Annotated in this window: 10 protein-coding genes and 1 pseudogene; 2 read left to right on the forward strand and 9 right to left on the reverse strand. The window is 57.3% G+C overall.

Annotated elements, in window-relative coordinates; all coding sequences use genetic code 11:
• Nucleotides 1–12: 12 nt before the first annotated feature.
• From ELK40_RS12020 to ELK40_RS12065, 9 genes and pseudogenes are all read right to left on the reverse strand, one after another.
• Nucleotides 13–630, reverse strand: coding sequence for a glutathione S-transferase family protein (locus ELK40_RS12020; RefSeq protein ID WP_127731059.1), 618 nt, complete (start codon nucleotides 628–630; stop codon nucleotides 13–15).
• Between the two features lie 41 nt (nucleotides 631–671).
• Nucleotides 672–1,559: an ABC transporter substrate-binding protein gene (locus ELK40_RS12025; RefSeq protein WP_127731061.1), complete on the reverse strand. Its 888-nt coding sequence runs from the start codon at nucleotides 1,557–1,559 to the stop codon at nucleotides 672–674.
• A gap of 9 nt (nucleotides 1,560–1,568) precedes the next feature.
• On the reverse strand, nucleotides 1,569–2,342 hold the full coding sequence (locus tag ELK40_RS12030) for an amino acid ABC transporter ATP-binding protein (RefSeq protein ID WP_127731063.1): 774 nt from the start codon (nucleotides 2,340–2,342) through the stop codon (nucleotides 1,569–1,571).
• Entirely contained in the window at nucleotides 2,326–3,252 is a 927-nt protein-coding gene (locus ELK40_RS12035; protein ID WP_115875243.1) for an amino acid ABC transporter permease, read from the reverse strand. The genes ELK40_RS12030 and ELK40_RS12035 overlap by 17 nt, the downstream gene beginning before the upstream one ends.
• Nucleotides 3,253–3,261: 9 nt before the next feature.
• On the reverse strand, nucleotides 3,262–3,771 hold the full coding sequence (locus ELK40_RS12040) for a GNAT family N-acetyltransferase (protein WP_032656866.1): 510 nt from the start codon (nucleotides 3,769–3,771) through the stop codon (nucleotides 3,262–3,264).
• A gap of 9 nt (nucleotides 3,772–3,780) precedes the next feature.
• Nucleotides 3,781–6,044: pseudogene (locus tag ELK40_RS22860) on the reverse strand (NtaA/DmoA family FMN-dependent monooxygenase).
• 16 nt (nucleotides 6,045–6,060) lie between these two features.
• Nucleotides 6,061–7,182 carry an amidohydrolase gene (locus ELK40_RS12055; RefSeq protein ID WP_127731065.1) on the reverse strand — a complete coding sequence of 374 codons (1,122 nt, stop codon included), beginning with the start codon at nucleotides 7,180–7,182 and terminating at the stop codon, nucleotides 6,061–6,063.
• Nucleotides 7,179–8,180, reverse strand: a complete 1,002-nt coding sequence (locus ELK40_RS12060) for an LLM class flavin-dependent oxidoreductase (RefSeq protein WP_127731067.1) — start codon at nucleotides 8,178–8,180, stop codon at nucleotides 7,179–7,181. Before ELK40_RS12060 ends, ELK40_RS12055 begins: the two co-directional genes overlap by 4 nt.
• 110 nt (nucleotides 8,181–8,290) lie before the next feature.
• Nucleotides 8,291–8,830, reverse strand: a complete 540-nt coding sequence (locus tag ELK40_RS12065) for an AAA family ATPase (RefSeq protein WP_115875251.1) — start codon at nucleotides 8,828–8,830, stop codon at nucleotides 8,291–8,293.
• Between the two features lie 344 nt (nucleotides 8,831–9,174).
• Between ELK40_RS12065 and ELK40_RS12070 the strand changes: the two genes are divergently transcribed.
• Together ELK40_RS12070 and ansP are read left to right on the forward strand one after the other, a co-directional pair.
• Nucleotides 9,175–10,710 carry a methyl-accepting chemotaxis protein gene (locus ELK40_RS12070; protein ID WP_127731069.1) on the forward strand — a complete coding sequence of 512 codons (1,536 nt, stop codon included), beginning with the start codon at nucleotides 9,175–9,177 and terminating at the stop codon, nucleotides 10,708–10,710.
• Between the two features lie 435 nt (nucleotides 10,711–11,145).
• Complete coding sequence (gene ansP / locus ELK40_RS12075) at nucleotides 11,146–12,642, forward strand: L-asparagine permease (protein ID WP_111963662.1); 1,497 nt, start codon at nucleotides 11,146–11,148, stop codon at nucleotides 12,640–12,642.
• Nucleotides 12,643–12,662 lie beyond the last annotated feature (20 nt).

Here is a 12,662-nt window from a genome sequence, read left to right on the forward strand (position 1 = left end):
GGTTCCACGTTATCAGATAATTTTGTTTGCCTTTAACACCTTGTGCAGTTCCGGTAGCTGACATACGGCGTCCGCAATCGCCGTGAATTTAGGGGCATTTTCGGCAAACCAGGCGTGACGGGGCCCCCAGGTGCGCGCCACCGCAATATACACATCGAGCAGCGTCAGCCGTTCCCCCAGCGCAAACGGGGTAGCCTTAAGCTGGCTTTCGAACCACAAATAGAGGGACTTCCGGTATTCGATGCAGTTTTTCTGCAGCTGTTCGGGCGCATCCGGCACCCAGCGTTCGGGATAGTCTGCATAGGTAAACGTGGGATAGACGTTGGCTACGAACCAGATGAGCAAACGCTGAAACTGCTGACGTTCAGCCTGCCCCACGGGCGGGGCGAGATCGGGACACCGGTCGAGCACCATCAGGGCAATCGCCGCCGTTTCGGTCATGATGGCACCATTTTCCAGCTCCAGCGTCGGCACCTGGCACAGCGGATTGAGCTTGTGCAGCAATTCACGCTGCGGACCGGGCTGGTCAAACCCGTCCACGTTGATAAATTGATAAGGGATATCAGCCAGGGTCAGCATCACCTCACTGATTGCCGAGCCCCAGCCGGGTACGCCATAAAGTTTAATCATGTTGCCCCCTCAGGAGTGAAAATCCTAAGTGTAGAGCACCATTAGTAGGTTATCCCAGGCGGATTGACCTCCGATTGCGTCACCGCTTCGCCCTGCTCGCCCCAGCGCGCCAGCACCTTCTGGTACTCTCCGCGCTCAATCGCACCGTTCAGCGCGGCCTGCAGGGCATAAACCAGTTGATTGCCTTTTTTGGTCGTGGTGGCGACATAAGCTTTCTTCGGCCCTAAACCGACCACGCGGGTTTTGCCGGTGAGCGCCGCTTTGTAAGCTGAAACCGACTGAGGGCCAAAGAACACATCCGCCCTGCCGGACTGGATATAGAGATTGCCCGAGGCATCGTCGTGGAGATAGACCGGCAGCGCTGGCGCCCGCCCCGCCTTTTTGTTCTCTTCGTTCCAGCCCAGCAGGATGCGCTCCTGATTGGTGCCAGAGCCAACAATCACCCTTTTTCCGGCCAGATCTGCCGCGCTTTTGATTGACTGAATCTCGCTGGTCGATTTCACCGAAAACGCCAGCGAATCGACGCGGTAGGTCGCAAAATCAAACTTCTCTTTACGCTGTTCGGTCACCGCAATGTTCACCAGCGCCACGTCGTAGCGCCCGGAAGCGATCCCCAGCGGCCAGTCTTCCCACGCCGTCGGCACCAGCTTCAGCTTCAGCCCCAGGCTGCCCGCCAGCAGGCGGGCGATATCCGGGTCGCTGCCAATCCGCGTGCGGTTATCGCTGGCCAGCAGCGCCAGCGGCGGGGAGTTCAGCATCGAGACGGCGACCGTCAGCGTACCCGGCTCAACGAATTTATAACCGGCGGGGATCTTCGCCACGGCCTGCCGATCCACCGTCACCGGCAGCGGCTGCTCGTTGGCTTTCAGATCGATGCTGGCGTGGCTCGCCGTCGTAAAAAGCAGTCCTGCCAGAAGTCCATATTTCATCTGCGCTCCTTACAGCACTTTTGACAGGAACTGGCGCGTTCGCGCGTGTGACGGACGGTTTAACACCTCGTCACTGCTGCCCTGCTCGACAATTTTTCCGTCGACCATAAACACCACCTGATCCGCCACTTCCCGGGCAAAGCCGATCTCGTGAGTGACCACCACCAGCGTAGTGCCGGAGCGGGCCAGTTTTTTGATAACATCCAGCACTTCCCCCACCAGCTCCGGATCCAGCGCCGAGGTGGGTTCATCAAACAGCATCACGCGTGGACGTAACGCCAGCGCGCGGGCAATGGCAATACGCTGCTGTTGCCCGCCGGAAAGATGCCGGGACCAGGCATCGGCTTTATCCCGCAGTCCGACCACATCCAGCAGGCTGTACGCTCTTTCCACCGCCTCTTTTTTGCTGAGCTTTTTATGCGCGATGGGCGCCTCAATCAGGTTTTCCAGCACCGTGAGGTGCGGAAAGAGGTTGAAGTTCTGAAAAACGTAGCCCACGTTGACGCGCTGCTTGAGGATCTCTTTCTCCTTCAGCTCGTAGAGCTTGTCGCCCTGACGACGGTAGCCAATGTAGTCACCGTCAATCTGAATAAAGCCTTCGTCGACGCGCTCCAGGTGGTTAATGGTGCGCAGCAGCGTCGATTTGCCCGACCCGGACGGCCCGAGAATGACCGTCACGGAACCGGGCGGGATCTCAAGCGAAACGTTGTCGAGCGCCTTATGGCGTCCAAAATACTTGCTGACGCCGGTAATCGAGATATGTCCTTCAGGAAAGGCTTGCATGGATAGGCTCCTGTGCTGTCGTGGTGGTGACGGAACGGGTACGACGAGCGGCACGGTTCTGATTAACCGCAGAGCGACGTTCGCTGCGGGCAAGCGCGCGTTCAACACCGTACTGGATAGCGGACAGGACGGTGGTGATCGCCAGGTACCACGCGGCACCGACCATCAGCAGCGGGATCACCTCCTGCGTGCGGTTGTAGATCATCTGGATGGTATAAAACAGCTCCGGCATCGCCAGGACGTACACCATCGCCGTGCCCTTGGCGAGGCTGATGATTTCATTGAAGCCCGACGGCAGAATAGTGCGCAGCGCCTGAGGCAAAATAATGCGGACCGTGCGGCGCCAGGCCGGCAGGCCGAGCGCGGCGGCGGCCTCATACTGCCCGTGATCGACCCCGAGGAATCCGCCGCGAACGATCTCGGCAGTATAGGCGCTCTGCACCAGGGTTAACCCCACCACGGCGGTAGAGAACTGCCCCAGCACGTTGATAGTTTCAAAGCTGCCCCAGGTGATGCCGGTGAACGGCACGCCGAGAGAGAGCGTGTCGTAGAGATAGGAAAAGTTGTACAGGATAATCAGTACGACGATCAGCGGCAGCGAGCGAAACAGCCAGATGTAGGCCCACGCCAGGCTGCTCAGCAGCCAGGAAGAAGAGAGTCTCGCCAGGGCCAGCATGCCGCCAAACACCACGCTCAGCGCGGTACCGATCAGCGTCAGCAGCAGGGTCTGCCCGACGCCTTCGAGGATCACCGGGTCGAAGAACCAGCGGGCGAACACCGCCCACTCCCAGCGCGGGTTAAAGGCGACTGACTGAATCACGACCGCCAGGACAAACAGCGCCACCGCGGCGCCGACGGCCCGCAGCGGATAACGCGCCGGGACCACCTTAATGGTTTCAACGTTGCTCATCGTCGTTCCTCATGCGGTTTTACTGAACGCTTCGCGTACCAGCGTTTTAGTGAATCGCAGCCGACCGTCAAACGGCGGCTGGCTGTACTCTTCCGGATCGCGGTTCAGATCGAACTGCGCCTGATAGCCCTGGCTGAGATAGAGCCTGACCGCTTCCGGCTGGCGAAAGCCGGTTGTCAGGTAGATCTGACTGTACCCTGCCAGCACCGCCCTGCGCTCAAGCTCCTGCACCACGCGCCCGGCAAGCCCCTGCTGACGCAGGGTTTTATCCGTCCAGATGCGTTTGATTTCTGCGGTGCGTTCGTCGAACGGTTTGTACGCGCCGGTGGCGATAATCTTCCCGTCGCGCTCCAGGACGATAAACAGCCCCTGCGGCGCTAAATACCACTCGGTGAGCTCCACTTCCGCGTCTTTAGAGAAGTAGTCCCCGTAGCGGGCCGCATATTCCCCGAACAGCCCCTCGATAATGGGCTGAAGCTCGGCATCTTCCGGTGAAACATCACGAAATCGTTCGCTCATCACGCCTCCTTAATCGCCCAGGCCTGCCGGGTTCACTTCTGACTGAGGAATGCGCTCAACCCCTTCACCCCAGCGGTTCAGCACTTTGTCGTAATCGCCGTTTTTGATGACGCCGTTCAGCGCGGTTTGCACCGGCTCAACCAGCCCGCTGCCTTTCTTCAGCGTGACCGCGATGTGCGCAGCCTTCGGCCAGCCGCCGTCGACGCTGCCCACCAGTTTGGTTTTTCCGTTCAGCGCCGCTTTCCATGCGCCAATCACGTTCGGACCAAAGTAGGCATCCGCGCGCCCGGACTGCAGCGCCAGGGTTTGGGCCGCATCGTCTTTGGTGTAGATCGGGGTAAAGGGCTTCAGTCCTTTCTTCAGATTTTCAGCATTCCATGCCAGCAGGATGGCCTCCTGATTGGTGCCGGAGCCGACGATAATCCGCAGCCCGGCGATGTCTTCCGCCTTCTGCAGCGACGTAATCGGGCTGGTGGATTTCACATAAAAGCCGAGGGAGTCCTTCCGGTAGGTGGCGAAATCAAACTTCTCTTTACGCTCTTTGGTAACGGTGATGTTGCTGATGGCCGCATCGTATTTCCCGGACGCCACGCCCAGGGGCCAGTCTTCCCAGGAGGTTGGCACCACGTTCAGCTCCAGCCCCAGGCTGTCGGCGACCAGACGGGCGACGTCAACCTCGCTTCCCAGCAGCGTTTTGTTGTCGTCGGAGAAAACCGTCAGCGGCGGTTGATTGAGGCCCGCCACCGCCACGGTAAATTTCCCCGGCACGGCAAAGCGATAGTCTTTCGGCAGCTGTGCCACCGCATCATTGTTTTTGGCGGTATTAATCGGCGTTTTATTGGCCTCAATGCTCACGCCGGTGCCGTTAATATTGACGTTCTCTGCCCAGACGGCAGGGGTAAAAGCCAGCGCGAGCGCCAGAACAAGCGATGATTTCTGCATAGCGGGGTTCTCTTTTATTGTTGTGTGTACTGGTTTTTCGGTTGGTCTAAGCCAAGGCTTTCGCGCAGCGTGGTGCCCGGGTAGTCGGAACGGAACAGGCCGCGGGCCTGCAGAACAGGTACTACCTGGTCAACAAAGCGCGGGAAGGTGTCCGGCGTGCCGCCCTGAATGATGAAGCCGTCTGCGGCATAGCCTTCGAACCAGGCCTGCAGACCATCGGCTACCTCTTCCGGCGTACCGGAAAAACGCGGACGCGGCGAAGCGGCTTCAAGGGCCACCTGACGCAGGGTTAAGTTGCGCTCTCGGGCATTACGCTTAATTTCATCGGTGGTGCTGCGGAAGCTGTTTTTGCCTAAGTCGCCGATATCCGGGAACGGCTCGTCGAGCGGATACTGGCTGAAATCGTGATGTTCAAAATAGCGTCCGAGGTAATTGAGGGCGTCGTTAATCGACACCAGCGCCGCCGTGGTCTGGTACTGATTTTCCACGTCATCGGCGTCTTTACCCACAATCACGCTGACGCCCTGGAAAATATGGAGATCCGAGGCGCGGCGACCGTTTGTTTCCAGCTGCTGTTTTACGTCCTGATAAAAGGCTTTTGCCTCGTCGAAGGTCTCGTGGTGGGTGAAAATGGCGTCGGCATGTTTCGCCGCCAGTTTTTTCCCGTCGTCCGACGCCCCGGCCTGAAAGACAATCGGGCGACCCTGCGGCGTGCGGCCAATATTCAGCGGACCGGCGACCTGGAAGAAGTCACCGTGGTGATCGAGCGTATGCAGTTTGGCCGGGTCAAAAAATTGACCGCTCTCTTTGTTGCGGATAAACGCGTCGCCTTCCCAGGAATCCCACAGCCCTTTCACCACGTCGAGATACTCATCCGCAATCCGGTAGCGCAGCGCGTGTTCGGGGTGTTTTTCTCGGGAAAAGTTCTTCGCCGACCCTTCCAGCGGCGAGGTCACCACGTTCCAGCCCGCACGGCCGTTACTGAGGTGATCGAGGCTGGCAAACTGGCGCGCCGTGGTGAAGGGCTCGCTGTAGGAGGTGGATAAGGTTCCCACCAGTCCCAGGCGCGAGGTGATGCTGGCCAGTGCGGAAAGCACGGTTAACGGTTCAAAACGATTCAGAAAATGAGGGATCGATTTCTCGTTAATATAGAGACCGTCGGCCACAAAGAGAAAATCGAGCTTACCTTCCTCGGCCTTTAACGCCGTCGCTTTCACGAAGTCGAAATTAATACTGGCGTCGGCGATCGCCGCAGGATGGCGCCACGCGGACATATTTCCGGATGCACCATGCAGAATGGTGCCCAGCCGCAGTTGTCGGGTTGCAGACATATTTACCTCTCCTGAATTAAACGTGTTGCAGGGCTTTTTCCGCAAGCTGTGCAAAATAGCGGGCAGCGGGCTCAATCAGCGCTTCATCCGGGTTGAAGGCCGGATGATGTAAACCATACGGGCTGTTGCTGCCAATGCTGACAAACGCGCCGGGAACTGACTGCAAATAGACCGCAAAATCTTCCCCGCCCATATGCAGTTCCGCGTGCCGGGTTTCATATCCGGCGTCACGCGCGACCGAGGTGGCAAAATCGGCCCAGCGCTCGTCATTCACCAGTGCGGTGGGCCCGGCATACCAGGTGATATCAATCTGCGCGCTGAAGGCGCTGGCAAACCCGGCGGCGATTTCACCCACGCGGGCTTTCACATTCTGCTGCACTTCCGTGCGATGGGTGCGCAGCGTGCCTTCCAGCTCGACGCTTTCCGGCAGCACGTTCCAGGTGTTACCGCCCGCGATGCGGGTCACGCTCAGCACCACCGAATCCAGCGTGTTGACGTTGCGGCTGGCGACGCTTTGCAGCGCCGTCACCAGCTGGCTTGCCAGCACAATGGCGTCGTTGCCTTCGTGAGGACGCGCGGCGTGCGCGCCTTTACCGGTAATGCGGATCACAAAGCGATCGACGTTGGCATAGAACGGCCCGCCGCGCGTGGCGAACTCACCGACCGGCAGGCCGGGCTCGTTGTGCATGCCGAAGATTGCGCTGACATCGCGCAGGGCACCGGCGCGCACCATGCTCTTCGCACCGCCAAAGTTCTCTTCGGCAGGCTGAAACAGGATCCGCACCCGGCCGTTTAGCGAGGCTTCCCGCTCTTTCAGCTTTAACGCGGCGCCGAGGATCACGCTGGTGTGGATATCGTGTCCGCAGGCGTGCATTACGCCTGCACGCTGCGAGCTGAACGGCACGCCGCTGCGCTCTTCTATCGGCAGGGCATCGATATCTGCCCGCAGCGCAACCAGCCTGCTGCCCGTCCCGATTTCCGCCACCAGCCCGGTCGACAGGTCGTAAGGCTGCGGGGCGATCCCGGCATTCGTCAGCCACTGGCGCAGGCGCGCGGTGGTTTCGACCTCCTGGCCGGACAGCTCCGGGTTCTGGTGCAGTTCGCGACGCCAGGCAATCAGCTGTTCGCCAAAGCTCATACGGTGACCTCCTTGTTAAGATGCGCCTCGGCAAGCAGGCGCAGCGACGCGACGCGCGTTGCTCCCTCCGCTACCGGCGTGTCGATGATAAATTCGTCAATGCCCCACTGCTGATGCAGCGCGTTGAGCTGTTCCAGAACCGAATCAGCGGTGCCCGCCAGCAGCGACTGCGCGCGACGTGCGATGCGCACCGGCTCGCTGCCCGCCTGCCGCGCAAACGCGTAGGCCTGCTCTTCGCTGGCCACGGTGACACGCTGTCCGTTTGCCAGCTCAACGCCCCACACTTCGACCTTCTGCGCCAGCGCGTCTGCTTCGGCCTGCGTTGGCGCGACGATCGCCTGTACCGCCACAATCACGTCCCGCGCGCTGTGCTTACGCCAGGTCGATACCACCTCGCGCAGCAGGTCCGGATCGCCGTTCAGGTGCGCGGCAAACACAAAGTTCCAGTCGAGCCTGGCGGCCAGCAGCGCGCTATCGATACTCGCGCCCAGCAGGAAACCCTCAGCAGGCGACGGCGGCAGCGGCGTGGCGCGGACGGCCTCTTCATTAGACTGATGCTCAGGACGGATCCAGCGATCGAGCTGGGCCAGCTGTTCTGCAAAGCTGCCCTTTTCCTGTTGATTCAGGCCCTGCTGCAGCGCGCGGGTTGAGAGCGGTAATCCGCCGGGAGCTTTCCCGACGCCGAGATCCACACGGCCGGGCGCCAGCGCGGCCAGCACGTTGAAATTCTCGGCGACTTTATAAGGGCTGTAGTGCTGGAGCATCACGCCGCCAGAGCCAACGCGAATGCGCGTGGTCTGCCCGAGGATCCAGGCAATCAGCAGCTCCGGCGAAGGGCTGGCAAGCTGTGGGGTGTTGTGGTGTTCGGCAATCCAGAAGCGGTGATAGCCCAGATTTTCTGCCTGCTGCGCCAGCGCCAGGCTACGCGCCAGCGCATCGGCAGCCGTTTCGTTTTCAGCGATGGGGCTTTTATCCAGAATGCTGATTCGCCATGACATGTTGCGTTCTCGTTTGACTTAACATGTCGACATTATTAAAGGCGCATTTCACCACTGAGAAACAATTAATTTACATTTAGTTTGCCGGAAATCAGATATATAAAACCATGCTAAGAATAAGACTTTAAGGAGGCGATCAGCGTTTCCACCTGCTCCCGACGGGTAATGCGGACGAAGCGAATATGGCTGTATTGCGGGTTTTGCAGATCGGCTTCATAGCGCGTGCGGTTATTACGCCAGGTTTTGATCGTCCAGATGATAATGGATTCTCTGCTGAAGAACGCGCGCCGGAAACTCTCTTTATTTCCCGTTCCGGGCCAAAGCTCGTGTTTATGCCAGGCCCGTTTTATTGCTCGGGTGACCGCCTGCCTGAGGGTGCGGGCAAACCCATAATCCACCCACACCACCACATCTACATTGCGCCATTTCACCGGTCGCGTACGGTTGTAGTTTCCGTCGAGCACCCAGTCTGGCGAAGCCTGTAGCGCCTGCTCCAGCTTTTCCTGAAACTCATCGTCCGGCGTGCCCTGCCAGTCAGCCTGCCAGTAGAGTCTGTCCATCTCGATACAGGGAATAGACAGCGCGGTCGCAATCTGCTTCGCCAGCGTACTTTTTCCGCTCCCGCTGGTTCCGATGACGTTAATTTTCACCTCAGCCTCACTGTGTTAACGAAAACTGACCAAATGATAGCGTTTTCATCCTGTTAACGAAACGCTATTTCAGCATGACAATTTTTCCACAGTGACGATCTCCCTCTTGCAGTTTGGGTTATGTCATTTATTTGCATCGCCATCCAAAAATGCCCCTGTAAATATTTTCATTTTTATTACATTCGACAACATTAACAGATTAAAAATAATGAAAGATGGGTATTTCGGGCAGTCAGAATTTCAGAGAGAATAAGTACAAGACAGTTATAAAAAATAATCACACTCATATTGCCGGAGCGTTTTCCGGATGTTTTTTATTCTTGCACATCATCATGGAGTTACTCATGAGGCGTAACACTCCCGTTACACAAAACGAGTATTTACTTAACGATGGTTCGACGTTAATGTCGACCACCGATACAAAAAGTCATATTACCTACGCTAATTCCGCTTTTATTGAAGCCAGCGGATATAAAGAAGAGCATCTTTTGGGCGAGCCGCATAACCTCATCCGCCATCCCGACATGCCTGCCGAAGCTTTTGGCGACATGTGGTTTACCCTGCAGCAAGGTGAGACCTGGACCGGGCTGGTGAAGAATCGTCGTAATAATGGCGATCACTACTGGGTGCGAGCAAACGTGACGCCGGTCTGGCAGGGCGGATCCCTGACGGGCTATATTTCCGTGCGAAATAAACCCACACGCGAGGAGATTGCGGCCAGTGAAAAACTCTATACAAAAGTGCGTAATAACGAATTAAAACATTACCGTTTTTATAAAGGATTGCTGGTTCGACGCGGTTTATTTTCATTTATCTCGCTCTTTAAATGTCTCAGCACCCGTAAACGAATCCATCTTGGTATTGCGACGACGGCGTTACTCTCCTGTCTGGCCGTGTATTTATTTCCTGATAAATTTGTGCAATCGGCAAGTCTGGTGCTGCTCTTTACTTCCCTCGGTTATTATCTTCATGCGCAGATCGCCAGTCCGTTAAAATCCATTGTGCAACAGATGCAGCGCGTGGTTTCAGGACGTAAAACGGACTATTACCATTTTGACAGGATCGATGAAATCGGGCTGATGATGCGCCTGGTGAATCAATCAGGTTTGAACCTGAATTCGCTGGTTGACGATGTCGGGGCGCAAATCAGCGGAATTAGCACCATCAGCCAGCAGGTTGCGAAAGAAGGTGCGGCGCTACAGACGCGCTCTGAAGAAACAGCAGACTTTCTGCAGCAAACCGCGTCGGCAGTAGAAGAGATTGCCAGCGCGGTGAAGCAGACGGCCGAAACCGCGAACGAGGCGATCCAGATGGCCGATCGCACCAGCGACAGCGCACACCGCGGTGAAGCGATGATGAAAGAGACCATCGGTATGATGCAGTCCGTGTCGCAGGATAACAGCCAGATCGTTGATATTATCAGCGTTATCGATCGCATTGCCTTCCAGACCAACATTCTTGCGCTGAACGCTGCCGTTGAAGCGGCGCGTGCGGGTGAAGCCGGGCGCGGTTTTGCCGTGGTGGCGGCTGAGGTGCGCAATCTTGCGCAGCACTCCGCGACGGCGGCGAAAGAGATCAAAGCGCTGATCGAGAAAAACGTCGCCAGCGTCAACGCTGGCGTGGAGAAAGTGGAACAGACCGAAACGCAGCTTACGGTTATGATCGACAACGTGCTGCGGGTCTCCTCCCTGATTAAGGAGATCGGCCACGCCACGCAGGAGCAAACCCAGGCGCTGACGCTCATCAACGCATCCATCTCCCACATCGGCGCAATGACCCACAACAATACGGGCATGGTGGATAACGTCACTCACGCCGCGAATCACCTGACGGAGCGCACGACGCGCCTTAAGCAGGCGATTGCCGTTTTTGGCGGTTAGCCGTTCGGGGTCTGTGAAGCCTGAGATTATTTTTGTGCGTTATCGCAGATCCGTCACCCGCCTGTTACCGTTTCATGTTAACGGCGGGTGCTCTGAGGTAACCCCAATTTATACCATCTGGTAATAATTAAGATATTCTGATGATTAAATAATCAACCTCGCGATTGTTTTGACTAAAAACTCATCACGATTCAGCGTGTTGTGATCCCCGTCTGCTCTGACCACACGATTTCCTTCGACGTGCATCACTTTCGGCACGGTTATATTTTGCGTCGCTTATGAATTGCAGGTAGGATGCCTCGCCATGTTTCGCCTTATCCATACGCAGAATGACTGGGAAGGCGACATGTGTTTGCGCAGAAGCAATCGTTTGTATTGCGCTCTGCCAGGCAGGACTATCACGATAATGGTTCAGACAGGCAAACAGGTAACTCAATGAAAACAAGCAATAAAAGCGCAGCCGATCATCACGCTGCTAAACGTCGCTGGTTGAACTCCCACGAAGAGGGCTACCACAAAGCGATGGGCAACCGTCAGGTTCAAATGATCGCCATCGGCGGCGCTATCGGAACGGGTCTGTTTTTAGGTGCTGGTGCACGCCTGCAGATGGCTGGCCCGGCTCTCGCCCTGGTCTATCTGGTGTGCGGGATCTTCTCTTTCTTCATTCTACGCGCGCTGGGCGAGCTGGTACTGCATCGCCCTTCCAGCGGCAGCTTCGTCTCTTATGCCCGTGAATTCCTCGGTGAAAAAGCCGCTTACGTTGCGGGCTGGATGTACTTCGTCAACTGGGCAATGACCGGTATCGTCGATATCACCGCCGTAGCGCTGTATATGCACTACTGGGGCGCGTTTGGCGATGTGCCGCAGTGGGTCTTTGCGCTTGGCGCGCTGGCGATTGTCGGCACCATGAACATGATCGGCGTGAAGTGGTTCGCGGAGATGGAGTTCTGGTTTGCGCTGGTAAAAGTACTGGCCATCGTGGTGTTCCTGGTCGTGGGTACCGTCTTCCTGGGCAGCGGCAAGCCGCTGGACGGCAATGCCACCGGCTTCCACCTGATAACCGATAACGGTGGATTCTTCCCGCACGGTCTGCTGCCTGCGCTGGTGCTGGTTCAGGGCGTCGTGTTCGCCTTCGCCTCCATCGAACTGGTGGGTACCGCAGCAGGTGAATGTAAAGACCCGCAGACCATGGTGCCAAAAGCCATTAATAGCGTGATCTGGCGTATCGGTCTGTTCTACGTCGGTTCCGTGGTGCTGCTGGTTCTGCTGCTTCCGTGGACTGCCTATCAGGCGGGTCAGAGTCCGTTCGTGACCTTCTTCTCTAAGCTGGGCGTGCCTTACGTTGGCAGCATCATGAACATCGTGGTCCTGACCGCAGCGCTCTCCAGCCTGAACTCCGGTCTTTACTCTACCGGCCGTATCCTGCGCTCCATGTCCATGGGCGGTTCTGCGCCAAAGTTCATGTCGAAGATGAGCAAGCAGCACGTGCCGTATGCCGGTATTCTGGCGACGCTGGTAGTGTACGTATTCGGCGTGTTCCTGAACTATCTGGTGCCGTCTCAGGTATTCGAAATCGTTCTGAACGTGGCGGCACTGGGGATTATCGCGTCCTGGGGCTTTATCGTGGTCTGCCAGATGCGTCTGCGTAAAGCGATTAAAGAAGGCAAAGCCGCTGACGTCAGCTTTAAGCTGCCTGGCGCGCCGGTGACCTCCTGGCTCACCCTGCTCTTCCTGTTCAGCGTGCTGGTGCTGATGGCGTTCGACTACCCGAACGGCACCTACACCATCGCGACCATTCCGCTGCTGGCCGTGCTGCTTATTGCGGGCTGGTTCGGCGTGCGTAAACGCGTTCATGAAATTCACAGCACCGCGCCGGTTCATCCTGATGATGAAAAACACGACGCGCCGCTGGTGGAAGAAACCTCGCGTTAAGCATCCGGTAAGCATTAAAA

Source organism: Enterobacter sp. N18-03635, from assembly GCF_004006055.1.
In the GTDB taxonomy this organism is placed as follows: Bacteria; Pseudomonadota; Gammaproteobacteria; order Enterobacterales; family Enterobacteriaceae; genus Enterobacter; species Enterobacter vonholyi.